The following is an 18314-nucleotide window of genomic DNA, read 5'->3' on the forward strand; positions in this document are numbered from 1 at the left end:
TTCAAGACCTGGACCTGTACGTCATGACCCCCTCGACCGCTCTTTTCCGCCTGTGCCTCGTGGCCTCTACGTCGCTGGTCCCCATGGTCGCCCAGGCCGCCGGCCAGGCCGCCGCGCCGGCGCCGGCGCCGGACACCTCGGTGTCGGAAGTGCGAGTGGTGGCGCGCGCCGCGCCGGTCCCGACCGAAGCCGACGACCGCTACAAGCCCACGCCGGACGCCTCGACCCTACGCTCCAGCACGCCGCTGCTGGACGTGCCTCAGGTGGTCAACGTCGTCTCGGCCCAGGTGCTGCGCGACCAGCGTCCGAAGAACCTGGACGACGCCCTGGGCAATGTCAGCGGCATCACCCAAGGCAACACCCTGGCCTCGACCCAGGACACCATCATGAAGCGCGGCTTCGGCGGCAATCGTGACGGCTCGATCCAGCACAACGGCATGCCGCTGGTGCAGGGGCGGGGCTTCAACGCCGCGGCCGAGAGCGTCGAGGTGCTGAAGGGCCCATCGTCGCTGCTGTACGGGATCATGGACCCGGGCGGCGTGGTCAACGTCGTCAGCAAGAAGCCCCAGCTGAAGCGCAAGACCACCTTGTCGGTGACCGGCTCGACCTACGCCCATGGCCGCGACGGCGCGGGCGTGACGCTGGACACCACCGGTCCGATCGCCGGCGCTCTGGCCTATCGGCTGGTGGTCGATCATGTCGACGAAGCCTATTGGCGCAATTCCGGCATCCACCAGGAGACCCTGGTCGCGCCGTCGGTGGCCTACTATGGCCGCGACACCCAGGCGGTGCTGTGGCTGGAGTATCGCGACTACCTGACCCCGTTCGACCGGGGTACGCCGCTGAACCCGCAGACCTTCAAGCCGCTGGACATCCCCAAGGATCGCCGCCTGGACGAGCCGTTCAACAACATGGACGGCAAGACCTACCTGGCCCAGTTCTCGATCGACCATCAGCTGGCTGGCGGCTGGGCGATCCACTCCAGCCTCAGCTACAACGAGGAAGCCTACGACGCCAACCAGCTGCGCATCAGCGGCATCAATACCACCACGGGCGTCGTCTCGCGCAGCAACGACGCCACCCACGGCGCCCGCAGCACCGACGGCTACGGCACGCTGTATGTCGATGGCAAGGCGACGCTGTTCGGTCTGCAGCACGACCTGCAGTTCGGCGGCGAGATGGAGCGCCGCAAGATCTATCGCAAGGACCTGCTGCGCCAGGCGACCAAGACGGTCTTCAACTACAAGAACCCGATCTATGGGACCGAGAACCCGTCGGCCACCGTCTCGGCCAGCGACAGCGCCCAGACCGACAAGCTGCTGAACCAGTCGCTGTTCGTCCAGGACTCGGTTCACCTCAGCGACAAGTGGATCGCCGTGGCCGGCGTGCGCTATCTGCACTGGCGCCAGCTGGCCGGCCGTGGCCGCCCGTTCGTGATCAACACCAACACCTCGGACTCGGTCTGGCTGCCGCGCTTCGGCCTCGTCTACAAGCAGAGCGACACCGTCTCGTTCTACGGCAGCTACACCCAGTCGCTGAAGCCAGCCTCGACCATCGCGCCGCTGTCCAGCGGCGTGGTGCTCAACAACGGCTTCTCGCCCGAGACGTCCAAGTCCTGGGAAGTCGGCGCCAAGCTGGACCTGCCAGGCAGTGTCACCGCGACCCTGGCTTTGTTCGACATCGACAAGAAGAATGTGCTGGTCTCGCAGTTCAACGACGTGACCAAGCTGACCGATTGGCGCACCGCCGGCGCGGCCCACTCGCGCGGCGTGGAGCTGGACGTCGCCGGCCAGGTGACCGAACGCGTCAGCCTGATCGGCGCTTACGCCTATACCGACGCCGAGACGACGCAGGACCCGCTCTACAAGGGCAACCAGCTGTGGAACGTGGCCAAGAACACCGCCTCGCTTTCGGCGGTCTACGACTTCGGTCCGGCCCTGGGCTCGGATCGTCTGCGCGCGGGCGTCGGTGCGCACTATGTCGGCCGTCGGGCGGGGGACTCGGCCAACACCTTCTTCCTGCCCAGCTATACGACGGCCGACCTCTTCGTGACCTATGACACCCATGTCGGCGGGCAGAAGATGAAGTGGCAGTTCAACGTCAAGAACCTGTTCGACAAGCTCTACTATCCGTCGGCCGTGAACCAGTATGGCGTCTCGATGGGCGACTCCCGTCGCGTCTCGCTGACCGCCTCGGTCGAGTTCTAGGAGCTGTGCGTATGACCCCGTCCTCGACGTCGAGTTCGGTTCGCCGCCGCCGGGTGCTGGCGGGGTTGGCGCTGGGCCTTTTGGCTGGCCCGGTGATCGCCGCGCCCAAGAGCCGCAAAGTGCTGCTGGTCGTCCAATCCGGAGGGCCCAATCAACCCGTGGACGACAAGGTGCGAGAGCATCTTGTCGGCCGCGGCTTCACGGTCGCCTTGGCCAACCAGGACGCGGACCCGGCGATGGCCAAGGGTTTCGACCTCGTCGTCATGTCCTCGACCGTCTCGGCCAAGGACCTGGCGGCGGGCTGGCGTCAGTCGCCGGTCCCGCTGCTGCTGTGGGAGAACGACGCCCTCGACGACCTGGCCATGACGGGCAAGCGCCACGATGCCGACTTCGGCTCGGCGGCCAAGGAGCGCTACGTCTGGACCGTCAACGCGCCGCACCCGATGGCGGCGGGGCTGCCGGCCGGCGTGGCCAATGTCTACGTCAAGCAGGCCGGCATGAGCTGGGGCAAGCCGGGCCTGGGCGCCACGACCATCGCCACGCTGTACGGCGAGCCGGAGAAGGCGGCGATCTTCGGCTACGAGAAGGGCGCGACCATGGACTACGAGGCCCTGGCTCCCGCGCGGCGGGTGATGTTCTTCCTCGACAACGACACCTTCACCAATCTCTCGCCCGCGGGCCTGGCGTTGTTCGACGCGGCGATCGACTGGGCCGTCGGCTAGCGGGCGCGACTGGGCGCCTGCAGCGGAAGCGACAGTGACACCTTCAGGCCTGGGGCGGCGTCGCTCAGGCGCAATTCGGTGAAGTGCGCCCTGGCGATGGCCGAGGCCAGGCTTAGGCCAAGACCGTTGCCCGGCTTGTTTCGGCTCTGCTCGAGGCGTGAGAACCGGCGAAGCACGAAAGCGTGCAGGTCGGTCGGGATGCCCGGACCATTGTCGCTGATCGACAGTTCGGCATGGCCCTCGGTGCGCTCCAGGCGGACCAGGATCGTACTGCCTGGCGGCGTATGGCGCGCGGCATTCTCGATCAGGTTGACGATCAGCTGGGACAGCAGGTGCCGGTCGCCGTCCAGCACGACGTCCGGAGCCAGATCGGCCGCCAGGACGTAGCCGTCGGCCTCGACATCCGGACGCAGGGCGTCGATGCAGCGCTCGGCGACGTCCGACAGCCTGGTCGGCTGGAATGCGCCGCGGACCTGGAGGCTCTCGATCTCCGAAATCCGCAGGAGCGCGGCGAACAGGTCGAGCAGCTCCTCGGCGTGCCGCGACGCGTTTCCCAGGGCGTCCTTCGCCTGGTCGGCGTTCAGGTCCTGCCGCAGGGCGGTGTCCAGGACGTTGCGCAGGCGGGCCAGCGGCGTGCGCATGTCGTGGGCGATGTCGCTGGAGACCTGCTGCAGGTTCTCCAAGAGCGCCTCGTTGCGGTCGAGCATGCGATTGAGCGTCGCGGCCAGGTCGTCGAACTCGTTGGCGGCCAGGTCGCGGGGCACGCGACGGGCCAAATCTCCGTCGATGATCGCCTCGGCGGCGGTGGTGATCCGGGCCAGGCGATGTCGGATCACCGAGCCCAGCAGCCATGCGCCCCCGACTCCGGCGGCCAACATCAGCGAAAAGGCGATGCCGAAGGCCTTGAGGATCGCCAGGTCGATCTCGCCGATCGGTGTGCGGTCCGCGGCCACGGTCAGTCGAGCGCCGTCGGGCAGGCGGGTCGTGAGGGCCTGCGAGGTGCGCCCGTCGTCCGAATGCAGGAATTCCAGCCAGCCTGGCGCCGGCGTCGCCGCCCGCAGCGCGCCGGCCAGGCGCTGGCCTCGGGCGTCGTCCAGGATGTAGCCCATGCCGTCGCTGCGTTCGGTCGCTTCGCGCTGATGGATCCCGCTCGCCAGGGCCTTGATTCCGCCATGGCGGTGCAGCGTCAGAAGGCCATGCGTCTCCACGGCGATCCGATGATCGAGTTGCCGCTCGAGCGCCTCGTGCGACACCGTATAGACCGCGAAACCCAGCAGGATGGTGGTGATGGCGAGGACGGCGGCCACCAGGGCGACCAGGCCTGTGGTCGAGCGCGGAAGGCTTCTGATCATTCGCTGCGGATCATGTAGCCAGAGCCGCGCACCGTGATGATGGCGTCCTCCGCGAAGCCGGCGTTCAGCTTGGCGCGCAGCCGGCTGATGTGGGTCTCGACGATGTTGGTGCGCGGATCGAAGTCGAAGTCCCAGACCTGCTCCAGCAGCATGGTGCGGGTCATGACGCGATGGGCGTTGCGCATCAGCGCTTCCAGCATCGTGAACTCGCGCGGCTGCAGGTCCAGGCGCCGGCCGCCTCGGCGCGCGATGCGCTTTTGCAGGTCCAGTTCGAGGTCCAGCACGGTGAGCGCCCGTTCGGCTTCCGGCGGCGCGGGGCGGCGGGCGATGACGTTCAGCCGCGCATGCAGCTCCGAGAAAGCGAAGGGCTTGATCAGATAGTCGTCGGCGCCGTTCTCCAGGGCGTCCACCCGATCGACGATGCGGCTGACGGCGGTCAGCATCAGGGCCGGTGTGCGCACCCCGCCGGCGCGGAGCATCTTCAGCACCGACAGGCCGTCCAGGCCCGGCAACATGCGGTCCAGGACCATGACGTCGAAGGTCTCGCTGGTGGCCAGGAACAATGCGTCATTACCCGAGGTCGCCAGGGAGGTGACGTGGCCGACCTCGCGCAGGCTCTGGGTCAGGAAGGCGGCGGTCTCTTCGTCGTCTTCGGCGATCAGGATCTTCATGCGAGCAGTCTAGCGTCCGGAGCCATCGGGAGCGACCTCCCAGCCGCCGCCCAGGGCGCGGAAAACCGCCACCTGGGTGCGCGCGACGCTGGCCTCGGCGGTCAGGGACTGCAAGGCGACGGCGTTGCGGGTGCGCTCGGCGTCGATGACGACCAGATAGGTATCCGCGCCAAGGCGATGGCGGGCCTGGGCGCGCCGAGCGGCCTCGGCGCTGGATCTGGCGGCGGCCGCGAGGGTCTCGCGCCGCGCCGACCGCGCCTGGTAGTCCGACAGCGCCGTCTCGACCTCTTCCAGCGCTCGCAACACGACCCGCTCCCAGCTGGCCAGGGCGGCGGCCCGCGCGCCATCCGCCCCGCCGATCCTGGCGCGGATCGCCGCCTGATTGGGGAAGGCCCAGGTGACCAGCGGCGTCAGGAAGGCGTCGCTGCCGCCGCCGATCAGACCGCCCGACCCGCCCAGCTGGACGCGGGGGTAGAGATCGGCGCGTGCGACGCCAAGCCTGGCCGTGGCGCCGGCCAGGCGGTGCTCGGCCTCGCGGATGTCTGGACGCCGCGCCAGCAGGGCGGCGCCGTCGCCCACGGGGAAGGGAGAGGCGATACGCGGGATCACTGGGCACGAGGCGTCGAAGCTCGTGGCCGAGGCGGGCGGCAGGCCTTCCAGCGTCGCCAGGCGGAACAGCGCGCGGCGGCGGTCGGCTTCCAGGTCGGGGATCGCCGCGACGGCCTGGTCGCGCAGGGTTGCGGCCTGAGCCTGTTCCAGGGGAGACACTTCGCCGGCTTTCAGCTGTTCCTCGACCAAGACCAAGGCGTTCTGCTGGTTCGCCGCGAGGTCTCGCGCCAGGGTCAGGCTGGCATTGGCCACGCAGAGGTCGAGATAGGCGCCCACCGTGTCGGCCGCGACGGTGACCGCCGCCGCGTCGTGAGCCGCTCGCACCGCTTCGGCGTCGGCCTCGGCGGCAAGCGCGGCCTGGCGCAGGCGTCCGAACAGATCGATTTCGAACGCCACGGCCGCGCCCAGCTCATAGCTGGTCTTGGGGACGGCGGTGGTGCTGGGCTGGCGATCCGCGCGCTGTGGACCCGCGCCGCTCTCGAGCACAGTCGAGGGCAGGCGCGCGGCGTTGGACAGGCGCGTGGCGGCGCGGGCGGTCTCCAGATTGGCCAAGGCGACCCGCAGGTCGAGATTGGCGGCCAGAGCGCGCTGCACGTGGGCGTCCAGCGCTGGATCATCGAACAGCCGCCACCAGCGCTCCGGTGGCGCGCCAGGAAGTACGTCCGCCGTCTGGGTCCCGACGAACGGCGCCAACGCTGCAGCGGGAGGAGCAGAGGGTGCGGGCGGCGTGGTCGCGCAGGCGGTCAGCGCCGCCGACATCGCCAGGATGGAGAGCGAGCGCCTCATCGGGCCAGGCCTTTCGGTTCCGGAGCGCGGCCGAAGCGGCCGTACAGCGTCGGCATCAGCAGCAGGTTCAGCAGGGTGGAGCTGACCAGCCCGCCCAGGATCACCAGCGCCATGGGGTGCTCGATCTCGTGGCCGGGCTTGTCGCCGTTGATGACCAGCGGCAGCAGGGCCAAGGCGGCGCAGGCGGCGGTCATCAGGACCGGCGCCAGCCGCTCCTCGGCGCCGCGCAGGATCAGGCCCGGGCCGAACGTCTCGCCTTCATGTCGCTCCAGGTGCTGGAAGTGGCTCAGCATCATGATGCCGTTGCGCGCCGAGATGCCCAGCACGGTGACGAAGCCGACGACAGAGCCCAGCGACATGGTCCCGCCCGATAGCAGAACCGCCGCGACCCCGCCCAGCAGGGCGAACGGCAGGCTGACGGCCACGAGGGCGGTGATCCGCAAGGAGCGGAACTCCAGCCAGACCAGCAGCAGCACGCCCAGGAAGCACAGACCTCCCAGCATGGCCAACCGACGTGACGAGGCCTGTCGCTCGGCATACTCGCCCAGCACCTCGGGATGGTAGCCTTGGGCGAAGCGCAAGCCGCCGACCTTGGCCTCGACAGCCCGCGCGACGGCGCCGAGATCGCCGCCGGCGACGTTCAGGGTGACGTCGATGCGGCGTGAGCCGTTCTCGCGCTTGATTTCGTTGGCAGCGGGGGCGACCTGCACCCGCGCCACTTCCGACAGCCGGACCTGGGCGCCTTGCGGCGTGGTGATCAGCAGGTCGCCGATCGCGTGGAGGTCGCCGCGCACGGCCGGGACGCCCCAGACGGTGACATCGTTGCTGACCTGGTCGCGATAGACCTCGCCGACCTTGGTTCCGGCGATCACCGTGCTGACGGCGCGGCGCACCTCGCCGGGCGTCAGGCCATAGGCGGCCAGGGCCTCGGCGCGCGGCTGGATCTGGATCTGTGGGATCAAGGTCTGTTGCTCGACCTTCAGTTCGGTGACGCCCGGCACGTCGGCCAGGGCCGCGCGCACGGTCTGGGCGGTGTCGCGCAGACCTTGGACTTCGGGCCCGTAGATGCGGACCACGATGCTGGCGCCGGCGCCGGTCAGCACCTCCTTGATGCGCTCGCGCAGATAGGTCAGCACGTCGCGATAGAGGCCAGGATAGCCGTCGATGGCCTCCTGGATCTTGGCGACGCTGGCGTCGTAGTCGGCCTTTTCATCCAGGCTGATCCACAGCTCGGTGAAGTGGGGGCCATAGACCTCGTCGCCGCCTTCGGCGCGGCCGATGTGGGATCCGAAGTTGCGCACGCCCGGGATGGAGCGCAGTTCGCGCGAGGCCTGGATCGTCACCCGTTCCATGGCCTCGATCGAGGTCCCGGGCTTCTCGACGAAGTGCATCAGGAAGTCGGTCTCGCGAAAGTTCGGCAGGAACTGGTCCTTGGTGAACAGAGAGCCGACGCCGGCCAGCATCAGGCCGCCGGCGATGATCGCGACCGCCAGGCCGGGGCGATGCAGGATGGCGGGCAGGAAGGCGCGGTATCGAGCCTTCATTCGGCGCACGTAGCCCGGCTCGCGCGATCGCTCGGCGGCGCCGGGCAGCAGGAACAGGCACAGCGCCGGCGTCACCGTCAGGGCCACCAGCAGTGACGCGCCGATCGCCAGGACATAGGCCGTGGCCAGCGGGCGGAAGAACGCGCCGGAGACGCCATCCAGGAAGAAGATCGGCAGGAAGACCAGCATGACGATCAGGCTGGCGAAGACCACGGCGCTGCGCACCTCCAGCGAGGCTTGCAACACCACCTGCAGCGGCGGGAGAGGGGCGTCAGCGGCGCTGTTCAGGCGCAAGCGGCGGCCGATGTTCTCAACATCAATGATGGCGTCATCGACGATCTCGCCCAAGGCGATGACCAGGCCGGCGATGACCATGGTGTTGATGCTGGCGCCGCTCCAGGCCAGCACCAGGGATGCGCCCAGCAGTGACAGCGGGATGGCCACCAGGCTGATGGTCGCCGAGCGCCAGTCGCGGGTGAAGGCGATCAGCACGATGGCCACCAGCGCGCAGCCCAACCAGAGCGCGTTGGTCAGGTTGCCGATCGAGCGCTCGATGAAGGTGGCGGGGCGGAAGATGGTCGAGTCGATCTCGACGCCGGTCAGGCCGGGCTTCAGTTCGGCCAGGGCCGCCTCGATCCCGCGCGTGACGTCCAGCGTGTTGCCGCCCTGCTGCTTCTCGACGATCAGCAGCAGGCCCGGGCCGTCATTGATGATGGCGCTGCCGATCGGGGCGGCGTGGCCGCGCACGACCTGGGCCACGTCGCCCAGCCGGACGGGCGCGCCGCCGGACAGCTTGATGACCGTGCGGGCCAGGTCCTCGGCGGTGACGGCCGGCGCCAGGTGACGGACGGCCAGGCGCTGGTTGGGGGTGTCGACGAAACCGCCGCCGCCGATCACCGCCGCGTCGCCCGCGGCGCGCTGCACTTCGGCCAGGGTGACGCCGGCGGCGTTGAGGCGGGCCGGATCGACCAGCACCTGCAACTGCGGATCGCGCTGACCCCAGACGGCGACATTGGCGACGCCGGGCACGGCCATCAGGCGGGGCTTCATCGTCCAGCGCACCAGCTCCGACAAGGCCATCTGGTCCATGGTCTTGGAGGAAATGCCGATCTTCATGGCGCGGCTGGTGGCCGACAGCGGGGGCAACATGACCGGCGGCCGCACGCTGATCGGCAGGCGCGGCGCAACCATGGACACCCGCTCCTGGACCAGCTGACGGGCGCGCGCGACGTCCGTGCCTTCCTTGAAGATCAGCACGACCGAAGAGAGGCCCAGCACCGATTTCGACCGCAGGGTCGTCAGGCCCGAGACGCCATTGACGGCCGCTTCCAGCGGCACGGTCACCAGGTTCTCGATCTCCTCGGTCGACAGGCCCGGCCCCTCGGTCTGGACCTCGACCATCGGCGGGGCGAATTCGGGGAAGACGTCCAGGGGCGCGTCACGCGTCGCTCGCAGGCCCAGCAGGACCAGAACCAGGGCGATGGCGATGACCAGTACGCGCTGCTGCAGCGCGCTTCGAACAAGCCAGGTCAGCATGCTACTTGGCTCCGAATTCCGTGCCGAACAGCTCGGCGGCGCCGGCGGAGACCACCTCGGCGCCGACGCTCAGGCCGCGCGCCAGCACGACGCGGTCGCCGTGCCGGCTGGCGGTCTCGACGCGTCGTCGTTCGAAGGTCAGGGGCTTGATCCGGACATAGACCCACTCGCCGCCATGGATGTCGGTCAACAGGGCCGAGGCGGGCGCAACCAGGCCTGTGTCCTGACCCCGCACGGGCAGGGCGACGGACACGCGCTCGCCCAGGCGCAGGCGAGCGTCCGGATTGGCGATGGCGTAGTAGAGATCCACCGCGCCGGCGGTCGGGCTGGCGGAGGGCGGTCCGGCGACCGGACGCGCGGTCACCGGCTGGCCGCTGCCCAATGTCCGCACCTCCGCGATGGCGGCGCGATCGAGGCGGGCCAGGTCGCCGGCGAAAACCGAGGCCTTCACCCAAACATTGGCGGCTTGAGCCGAACCGGTCAGCCGAGGGCCCAGGAGCGCCCGCTGCTGACGGGCGGCGGCGAGGTTGGCGCGCGCGGCGCCCAGGACCGACTCGGCCTCGTCCTGAGCCCGCAGGCTGCCGGCGCCTTCGCGGACCAGGGCCTGGGCGCGTTCGAAGGCCCGGCGAGCGACCTCGGCTTCGGCGGTCAGGCGTCCGACCTCGCCGTCGGCCCGGGCCTGGGCCGCGGCAAGGGCGCCCAGATCCTGGCTGGTGGTGATTGGAAGATTGCCCACGACCGGGGCGGCCATGATCTCGCCGTGGGTCAGGCTTGTTTGGCGCGCCGAACCCGTTTCGACCCGCGCGAACTTCAGGCCCAACCGGGTCTCGGCTTGCGGCGTCAGCGTCAGGCGCATCAGCTCGGTCTCGTGGCCGATCGCTTCGACCTTGGCCGGCTTGACGCTGGAGGTCGCCGGCTTGCCTTGACCGCAGGCGGCCAGGATCAAGCTGGCGCAGAGGGTGACGACGGCCTGCTGAGGACGAAGCCGGACGAGGGACGGTCGGGGCGCCAAGACGCGGCCTCCTTGATGGATGATCCGCGACCTTGATGGCTGGCCGGCCCTAAGCGTTTGGTGGCTGCTTCTATACGATCCGCGAAGGTTGCCCGGGGTGTTCCGGGTGGGTCTGAGAGTATGGCGACCCGGATGGGCGGACCGCGCGCGTTACGACCTCAGGAAGCGTCCGGCTCGCGCGCCGTGGGCCGCGCCGTGGCTCCAGCTCAGGCCGCCGTTGACGATCACGTATTCGATGCCCTTGGCCTGACGGGTGGGGGTCTCGTAGGTGGCTTCGTCGATGATGGTGTCGGCGTCGAAAACGGTGATGTCGGCCTTGAACCCCGCCGCGATGCGACCGCGTCCCGTCAGGCCGAAGGTGTCCGCGGCCAGGCCCGTCATCTTGTGGACGGCGGCCTCCAGGCTCAGCAGCTTCTGGTCGCGAGCATAGTGGCCCAGCACGCGCGGGAAGGCGCCCCAGAGGCGCGGGTGGGGACGCTTGTCGTGTGGCAGACCATCGGAGCCGACCATGCAGCAGGGATGGCTGAGAATGGCGCGCATGTCGGCTTCGGCCATCTGGAAATAGCTGGCGCCGCCCGGCATCAGGCGCTCGGCGGCCTCCGGCTGGGTCACGCGCCATTCCTCGGCGATCGCCGCCAGGGTGCGGCCGGCCATCTCGGGGTGGGGCTCGGACCAGTTGACCAGGATCTCGACCTCGCCGTCGGCCAGGTCGGGCCGGATGATCGTCGAGCCGGCGGTGTAGGGATAGCAGTCCAGATGCACCGGCTGGCGCGTGCGGGCGTCGTCGATCAGGCCCAGGGTCTCGGCCGCGCGGCCCCAGTTGCGCAGGCCCGCGCACTTGTGGTGCGACAGGATCAGCGGCGCGCGGCTGGCTTCCGTGACCGCGAAGGCCTCCTTCAGCGCTTCGATGATGCCTTCGCGCTCGTCGCGGATATGGGCGGTGTAGACGCCGCCGACCTCCGCCACTGTCTTGGCCAGAGCTTGAAGTTCCTCGAGGTCGGCCGCCTGGGCTGGCGCGTAGAACACGCCGGAGCTGAGGCCGATCGCGCCCTCGGCCAAGGCGTCGCGCAGCAGGACGTCCATGCGGTCGCGCTCGGCCGGTGTGGCGGCGCGCTGCAGATCGTCCATGCACAGCACGCGCAGGGCCGAGTGGCCGACCAGGGCGGCGACGTTGACGCGCGGCGCGGCGGCTTCGATGGCGCGGCGATAGTCGGCGAATGTGGCGTAGGCGAAATCCTCGCGCGCGCCCAGCAGGTTGAACGGCTCGTCGACCGCTTCGTCGAAGCGCAGCAGCGCCGCCGAGATCCCGCAGTTTCCGGCGATGACGGTGGTGACGCCCTGGCTGATCTTGGGCGTCATGTCGGGCTGGGTGATACAGACCAGGTCGTCGTGGGTGTGGACGTCGATGAAGCCGGGCGCGACCACCAGGCCCGTGACGTCGATCACCCGCGCATCGCCAGCCTCCAGGTCCGGACCGACGGCGATGATGGTGTCGCCGGCCAGAACGACGTCGGCCGCGAACGCCGGGCCGCCGCCGCCGTCGATGACCAGCCCGCCCTTCAGGACGATGTCGGCGACGCGGGTAAGGGGGGACTGAGCACTCAAGGCCGGATCACTCAAAAGAAGGTCTTCAGGCCGCCGAGCACGGCGTAGGACTCGTCGATCTCCAGCAGCACCGACCACTTGTCGAAGGTCGTGCAGGGGTGGGAGATCTCGAAGCCCAGCAGGTCGCCCACGGCGAGGTCGGCGTCGGGGGCGAGGGTCAGGAAGCCGTGCTGATCGGCCAGCTTGGCGGTGACGACGCCTTCGATAATTTGGGGCGCGGCGTGCAGGCCCTCACGGAACCAGCGCGTGGCCATCGGCAGGTGGATGTCGAACGAGACGTCGCGCTTGCCCATCATGACGATGGCTATGTCCGGTTGCGGCCGTGAGATCACCCGGGCCCACACTTCCAGGGCGGGTTTCAGGCGGGGCGGCTGGCCGACGGCGTTGCGCTCGTCCATCCGGCTCAAGAGTTCGCGGTAGAAGCCGCTGTCGTGGGTGACGTAGCACCCGCTGCGCAGCACGATCGTCGCGCCAGGGGTCTCGCCGGCCAGGGCGCGGGCGACCAGGTCGTAATAGGCCGAGCCGCCGGCGGTCAGGATGGCGTTGTCTGGATCGGCCAGCAGGCCTTCCGCGCGCAGGCGATGGTGGAAGCCTAGCAGGCCGCCCAGATAGGCGTCGACCTCGACGGCGTCCTGCTTGGCTTGGTCGCTGAAGACCAGGCCCTCATAACCTTCGACGCCGTGCAGTTCGACGCCCGGCAGATCATGGATCAGGCGCGCCAGGGTCAGGCCTTCGTCCAGCGAGCGGACGCCGCAGCGGCCGTCAGCCATGCCCAGTTCGATCAGCAGGCGCGCGGCCGGCGCATCCGGCGTCTGGGCGAAGATGTCGGAGATCGCCTGTACGCCCGGCGCGCTGTCGACCAGCACATAGACGGGACGATCGGGGGCGGCCGTGGTGAGGGCGCGCAAGGCTTCGATCTCGGCGCGGCCGACCAGCTGGTTGGCCAGGATCAGGTTCGGCGCGCCCAGGTCGTGGCACAGCTTCAGCTGGGTCATGGTCGCGGCCGTCAGGCCCCAGGCGCCGCCTTCGATCTGCCGGGTCAGCAGCTGCGGGCACATGGTCGTCTTGGCGTGCGGGGCCAGCTTGGCGCCGGCCCTGTCGACATAGGCCTGCATGACCGACAGGTTGTTGTCGATCGCCGCGCGCTTCAGCACCGCGGCCGGGAAGGGGATGTCGCCGCCGAGCAGGTTCAGGCCCTGCTTGGCCAGGTCACCCAACTGGCGGACCGAGCCGTCCAGCGGAACGGCCTTGGTTCCGGGCGCCAGGGGCAGGCTGTCGAGATCGGCGAGCGACACCGTCATCCTCAGGCCTGCGGGATCAGGGCGATGCACTCGATCTCGACCTTGCAGTCGATCATCATCGGCGACTGCACGCAGGCGCGGGCCGGCGGGGCGGCGCCGAAGTAGGTGGCGTAGACGCGGTTGAAGGCGTGGAAGTCGCGGGCGTCGTCCAGCCAGACATTGGCCTTGACCACGTCTTCCAGCGTGCAGCCGGCCTTGGCCAGGATGGCGATCAGGTTCTCGATGACCTTGTGGGTCTGGGGCACGACACCGCCGTCGACCATGACGCCGTTCTCGTCCATCGGCACCTGGCCCGACACGAAGACGAAGCCGTTGGCGACGGTGGCCTGGCAGAAGGGCAGGGCCTGGCCGCCGGTGCCGGTGGTGGTCGTCGCGCCGATGCGTTGGATGGACAAGAAGGTCTCCTGACTCAAGGTCGAGTTAGCCTTCAGGAGCCACGTCGAATGTAATCGTGTCAACGAAAATGTAGCAAAACTATCATTCCTATCATCGCAAGCTTGGTGGCGCTGATTGCGGCGTGACATCGTTGTCGATATCAGTCGTCAGGCGCGCGTCGCGAAGTGGGGGAATTGTCCGTGAATCAACCTGGAAATTCCGACGACGGCGGCGACATCCTTCCGCGCCTTGAGGCGATGATGGAGTCGATGACGCGGTCGGATTTGAAGATCGCCAAGCTGATCCTGAAGTCGCCCCACGAGTTCGTTCGCGCCAGCGTTCGGTCGGTCGCGACCGACCTCGGCGTCAGCGAACCGACGGTCCTGCGGTTCTGCCGCACGGTGGGGTGCGAGGGCTTCAAGGACCTGAAGTTCCGGCTGATCCAGGAGCTGGCCCACGCCCAGGCCATGACCGACCAGCGTGAGCGGGCGACGCGCCCGGCGCCGGCCAGGACTGAGGGCGTGCAAGTCTCGGGCGTTGACGATGCGGTGGCCGACAGGCTGTTCGACACCATCATCGACGCTCTGAGTCGCACGCGCGAAACCTTGAGCGAAAAGGATTTGCAGGCCGCGGCCCTGGTCGTGGCCAAGGCCGCGCGCGTGGTGATCTACGGCATCGGCGGCAGCTCGGCGGCCCTGGCCGGCGAGATCCACAACCGGCTGTTTCGTCTGGACATCCCGGCCATGGTGTTCACCGACGGCTATGCCCAGCGCATGTCGGCCGCCATCCTGTCGCCGGGCGACGTGGCGATCTTCCTGTCCTCCACGGGCCGCCCGCGCGAGCTGCAGGAGAGCATGGAGTTGGCCAAGCACTACAAGGCTGCGTGCATCGCCATCACCGACGCGGACTCGCCGCTGGGGCGCGACGCCGACATCTGCCTGCACGTGGGTCTGTCGCCCTCGGGCGTGGAGGAGTTCCAGCCCAACCCCATGCGCTTCGCCCAGTTGTTCGTGATCGATCGCTTGGCCTACGCCGTGGCCTCGTCCCTGGGTGAGCGGGCGCATCAAATGTTGCGCCGAGCGCGTGGCAGCGTCGCCTGGCTGCACGGAATAGCGCCTCAGCAGCCGATCGGCGATTAGCTCTCTGTCCGTACGGCCCTCACGGGCAGAGCGCTCCTCTGACCATGATTGGTTTGGATATTTGAGAATGGGTCGCATGTCTGCGGCCAATGCCATCACGACTTGCCTTTACTGGTAGCGATCTCATCGTTCGCGCCCTTGAAAATCTGGGCGAATTTCCGCTCATGATAGCGGACATATCATCGGCGCCGATTTTTTGAGCTCCGGTTATGTGGCTGAAAAATATCGCAAAAATGGCAATGTGCATGTCGCCTTGATGTCATTTTTTATAATCACTACATAAATGAATGTTTTGCGATTGACGATGTTCAGGGCGTGTGACTAACCTCGTCACATTCTGGTCGTGGTGCTCAGTTCAGTCGATCCCGGTGCTCGTAGAGATGCGCTGAAGATCAATCCCGACTCACCGGATCGGAATAAATAAATCAGTGCTCAAGCGCTGAATAAAAGAAAAGTAATGCATGCGGTCGGTGCTCCCACCCGGGGGCCAGGGGAATAGTCTTCTCAGCACGGGGGCAGGAATTTTGTTCAAGATAAATCGCCGTATCTATGCCGGTTCTGCATCGGCTCTGGCGCTGTTGTCCTGGGGGGCGATGGCCAACGCACAGCAGGCCGCCACGCCAACCGCCAATGACGACACGACCATCACTGAAGTCGTCGTCACTGGCTCGCGCATCAACTCGCGCGGCTTCACCCAGCCGACGCCGACCACCACGGTCACGGCCGAGGACCTGGAAAAGGCCTCGCAGCCCAACATCTTCCAGGCCATCACCCAGATGCCGGCCCTGCAGGGCAGCACCGGCAAGACGGTGGGCAGCAACGGCACCAGCTCCGGCGCCCAGGGCCTCAGCGCCTTCAGCCTGCGCGGCCTCGGCGCCATCCGCACCCTGACGATGCTGGACGGCCAGCGCGTCACGCCGGCCAACATCACCGGCGTCACCGACGTCAGTCAGTTCCCGCAACTGCTGATCAAGCGCGTCGACGTCGTCACGGGCGGCGCCTCGGCCTCGTACGGTTCGGACGCCGTCGGCGGCGTGGTCAACTTCGTCACCGACAAGACCTTCGAGGGCTTCAAGGCCCGTCTAGAGGGCGGCGAGAGCAAGTATCACGACAACGACACGGTCGTGGCCCAGTTCGCCGGCGGCAAGTCGTTCTTCGACGGTCGCCTGCGCGTCATCGGCAGCGTCGAGTACAACCGCGAAGCCGGCGTCCTGGCCGGTGACTTCGGCCTGAAACAGGCTGGCGGCCGCGACTGGTTCAACTCACCCGTCATCCAGGTCCGCCCGATCGGCTCGACCACCGACGGCCTGCCGCAGTACCGCGTCATCCAGGGCGCGCAGCAGATCCAGTACGCCAAGTACGGCCTGATCACGAACGGCCCGCTACAAGGCATCGCCTTCGGCGCCAACGGCGCGCCGCGTCAGTTCCAGTATGGCTCGAACGGCGTCGCCACCGGCACGGGCGCGGTGACCAACTGCTTCAGCCCGTTCTGCGTGGGCGGCGACCTGTCGGGCATCATCGGCGCCTCGCCGACCCTGGCCGCGCGCGTCAAGCGCAAGGTCGCCTACGGCCGCGTCAGCTTCCAGGCCACGCCCAACGACGAGATCTACTTCACCGCCAACCTGGCCGACGCCTACTCGCTGAACCAGCCCAACACGGGCGAGGAGAAGACGGGTCTGACCATCCAGTGCGAGAACCCGTTCGTTCCCGCCTCGATCAAGGCCTCGTGCGCCACCGCCGGCATCACCAGCTTCGGCTTCGGCACCAGCAACGGCGGCTTTGGCCCGATCGACGTCAACATCAAGCGTGAACAGGCCCGCTTCGTCCTGGGCGCCAGCGGCGAGCACAACCTGTTCGGCACGGACTGGAAGTACGACGCCTACTACGCGTTCGGCACGAACCGCATCAAACTCGATGTCGACAACATCTCGGTCACCTCGCGCTACAACGCCGCGATCGACGCCATCGCGGGTCCGAACGGCATCGCGATCTGCCGCGACCCGGTCGCCCGCGCCAATGGCTGCGTGCCGCTGAACGTCATTGGCCAAGTGGCCCTGGACCCGGCCGCCCTGGCCTATGTCCTGCCGGCCAACGGTCCGTTCCAGCGCTCCAAGCAGATCGAAAGCGTCGCCAGCTTCAACGTCACCGGCGAGCCGCTCTCGACCTGGGCTGGCCCGGTCGCTCTGGCCTTCGGCGGCGAGTGGCGTGAGGAAGACTACCGCACGATCACCGACCCGTACGGCGACGGCCTGACCGCCACCGCCCAGTATGACGGGGCCTATCCGGCCGACCCTCTGGTCCGCACGGCCGGCAACAACTGGTACGCCGGCAACTACCACAGCGGCCACGGCTACTATCACGTGGTCGAAGGCTATGTGGAAGCCAACGTGCCGGTCCTGAAGTCGGACACGCTGGGCGAGGCCAACATCAACGGCGCGGTCCGCCAGACCAAGTACAGCACCTCGGGCAACGTCACCGCCTGGAAGATCGGCGGCGCCTGGAAGACCCCGATCGAGGGCTTGCGCTTCCGCGCCGTGACCTCGCGCGACATCCGCGCCCCGAACCTGTCGGAGCTGTTCGCCCCGCCGGTCGTGACCAACGCCACCGTCCTCTACAAGGGCGCGGCGACCAACGTCCTGCTGTCGACGGTCGGCAACAACAACCTGCGTCCGGAAACGGCCCGCAACACCGAGGTCGGCGTCGTGCTGGCCGAGCCGAAGTTCCTGCCGGGCTTCAGCCTGTCGGTCGACTATTTCGACATCAAGGTGAAGGGCGCGATCAGCACCCTGGCGGCCCAGGACCTGGTCGATCTCTGCGTCGCCGGCAACCAGGAAATCTGCTCGGCCATGCTGCTGACCAGCACCACGCCGAACACCAACTTCGTCCGCGTCCAGGCCTTCAATGTCGCGTCGCTGCACAACAAGGGCTTCGACATCGAGGCGGTCTACCGCAAGAACCTCGAGGACTGGGGCCTGCCGGGCCAGGTGCAGTTGCGGGCGCTGGCCACGCACACCATCAGCTTCGAGACCACCTCGGGCGTGCTAGGCACCATCCCGGTCGACAGCGCCGGCGTTAACACCGGCAACACGCCGGACTGGAAGGCGACGTTCACCCAGAGCTGGACCAAGGACAAGCTGAGCCTGACCGTCTACGAGCGATGGGTCAGCGATGGCGTGCTGAGCAACGAGTTCATCGAGTGCACGAGCGCCTGCCCGGTCTCGACGGTGGCGCACCACACGATCGACAACAACAAGATGAAGGGCGCGACCTATGTCGACGTCGGCGGCTCTTACGAGGTCACCGCCAACACGACCGCCTACTTCAAGATCGACAACCTGTTCGACAAGGACCCGGTCGCCTCGCCGACCACCAATGTCAGCCCGGGCGTCAATCCGTTCATCTATGACGTTATCGGCCGGATGTACCGCGCCGGCGTGCGTCTGAAGTTCTAACCC

At 68.1% G+C, this 18314-nt stretch carries 12 protein-coding genes; 4 read left to right on the forward strand and 8 right to left on the reverse strand.

Features of this window, described 5'->3' with window-relative positions; all coding sequences use genetic code 11:
- Positions 1-23: 23 nt before the first annotated feature.
- Both AC07YH_RS05395 and AC07YH_RS05400 read left to right on the forward strand, forming a co-directional pair.
- Positions 24-2207, forward strand: coding sequence for a TonB-dependent siderophore receptor (locus tag AC07YH_RS05395; protein WP_494745983.1), 2184 nt, complete (start codon positions 24-26; stop codon positions 2205-2207).
- 11 nt (positions 2208-2218) lie between these two features.
- Entirely contained in the window at positions 2219-2929 is a 711-nt protein-coding gene (locus AC07YH_RS05400; RefSeq protein ID WP_494745984.1) for a hypothetical protein, read from the forward strand.
- Here the strand turns inward: AC07YH_RS05400 and AC07YH_RS05405 are convergent.
- The 8 genes from AC07YH_RS05405 to AC07YH_RS05440 all read right to left on the reverse strand — a co-directional run bounded on the left by AC07YH_RS05405 (position 2926) and on the right by AC07YH_RS05440 (position 13740).
- Positions 2926-4281 carry a sensor histidine kinase gene (locus AC07YH_RS05405; RefSeq protein ID WP_494745985.1) on the reverse strand — a complete coding sequence of 452 codons (1356 nt, stop codon included), beginning with the start codon at positions 4279-4281 and terminating at the stop codon, positions 2926-2928. The genes AC07YH_RS05400 and AC07YH_RS05405 overlap by 4 nt on opposite strands.
- On the reverse strand, positions 4278-4952 hold the full coding sequence (locus AC07YH_RS05410) for a response regulator transcription factor (RefSeq protein WP_494745986.1): 675 nt from the start codon (positions 4950-4952) through the stop codon (positions 4278-4280). Before AC07YH_RS05410 ends, AC07YH_RS05405 begins: the two co-directional genes overlap by 4 nt.
- Before the next feature lie 9 nt (positions 4953-4961).
- Complete coding sequence (locus AC07YH_RS05415) at positions 4962-6347, reverse strand: efflux transporter outer membrane subunit (protein WP_494745987.1); 1386 nt, start codon at positions 6345-6347, stop codon at positions 4962-4964.
- Complete coding sequence (locus tag AC07YH_RS05420) at positions 6344-9427, reverse strand: efflux RND transporter permease subunit (RefSeq protein WP_494745988.1); 3084 nt, start codon at positions 9425-9427, stop codon at positions 6344-6346. The genes AC07YH_RS05415 and AC07YH_RS05420 overlap by 4 nt, the downstream gene beginning before the upstream one ends.
- 1 nt (position 9428) lies before the next feature.
- Complete coding sequence (locus AC07YH_RS05425; protein WP_494745989.1) at positions 9429-10439, reverse strand: efflux RND transporter periplasmic adaptor subunit; 1011 nt, start codon at positions 10437-10439, stop codon at positions 9429-9431.
- Between the two features lie 150 nt (positions 10440-10589).
- On the reverse strand, positions 10590-12044 hold the full coding sequence (locus tag AC07YH_RS05430; RefSeq protein WP_494745990.1) for an N-acyl-D-amino-acid deacylase family protein: 1455 nt from the start codon (positions 12042-12044) through the stop codon (positions 10590-10592).
- Between the two features lie 11 nt (positions 12045-12055).
- Complete coding sequence (locus AC07YH_RS05435; protein ID WP_494745991.1) at positions 12056-13345, reverse strand: type III PLP-dependent enzyme domain-containing protein; 1290 nt, start codon at positions 13343-13345, stop codon at positions 12056-12058.
- Between the two features lie 2 nt (positions 13346-13347).
- Positions 13348-13740 carry a RidA family protein gene (locus AC07YH_RS05440; protein ID WP_494745992.1) on the reverse strand — a complete coding sequence of 131 codons (393 nt, stop codon included), beginning with the start codon at positions 13738-13740 and terminating at the stop codon, positions 13348-13350.
- Positions 13741-13920: 180 nt separating this feature from the next.
- Between AC07YH_RS05440 and AC07YH_RS05445 the strand changes: the two genes are divergently transcribed.
- Both AC07YH_RS05445 and AC07YH_RS05450 read left to right on the forward strand, forming a co-directional pair.
- Entirely contained in the window at positions 13921-14859 is a 939-nt protein-coding gene (locus tag AC07YH_RS05445; RefSeq protein WP_494745993.1) for a MurR/RpiR family transcriptional regulator, read from the forward strand.
- Positions 14860-15452: 593 nt separating this feature from the next.
- The gene (locus AC07YH_RS05450) at positions 15453-18311 is read left to right on the forward strand and encodes a TonB-dependent receptor domain-containing protein (protein ID WP_494745994.1); all 2859 of its coding nucleotides are present in this window, start codon (positions 15453-15455) and stop codon (positions 18309-18311) included.
- Positions 18312-18314: the final 3 nt, after the last annotated feature.

Source organism: Caulobacter sp. GW456-12-1-14-TSB4 (assembly GCF_059424195.1).

Bases quoted from the DNA above. Each gene is read 5' to 3' on its own strand.
- AC07YH_RS05395 (WP_494745983.1), top strand. From the start codon at position 24: ATGACCCCCTCGACCGCTCTTTTCCGCCTGTGCCTCGTGGCCTCTACG.
- AC07YH_RS05420 (WP_494745988.1), bottom strand. From the start codon at position 9,427: ATGCTGACCTGGCTTGTTCGAAGCGCGCTGCAGCAGCGCGTACTGGTC.
- AC07YH_RS05405 (WP_494745985.1), bottom strand. From the start codon at position 4,281: ATGATCAGAAGCCTTCCGCGCTCGACCACAGGCCTGGTCGCCCTGGTG.
- AC07YH_RS05400 (WP_494745984.1), top strand. From the start codon at position 2,219: ATGACCCCGTCCTCGACGTCGAGTTCGGTTCGCCGCCGCCGGGTGCTG.
- AC07YH_RS05450 (WP_494745994.1), top strand. From the start codon at position 15,453: ATGGCCAACGCACAGCAGGCCGCCACGCCAACCGCCAATGACGACACG.
- AC07YH_RS05415 (WP_494745987.1), bottom strand. From the start codon at position 6,347: ATGAGGCGCTCGCTCTCCATCCTGGCGATGTCGGCGGCGCTGACCGCC.
- AC07YH_RS05410 (WP_494745986.1), bottom strand. From the start codon at position 4,952: ATGAAGATCCTGATCGCCGAAGACGACGAAGAGACCGCCGCCTTCCTG.
- AC07YH_RS05435 (WP_494745991.1), bottom strand. From the start codon at position 13,345: ATGACGGTGTCGCTCGCCGATCTCGACAGCCTGCCCCTGGCGCCCGGA.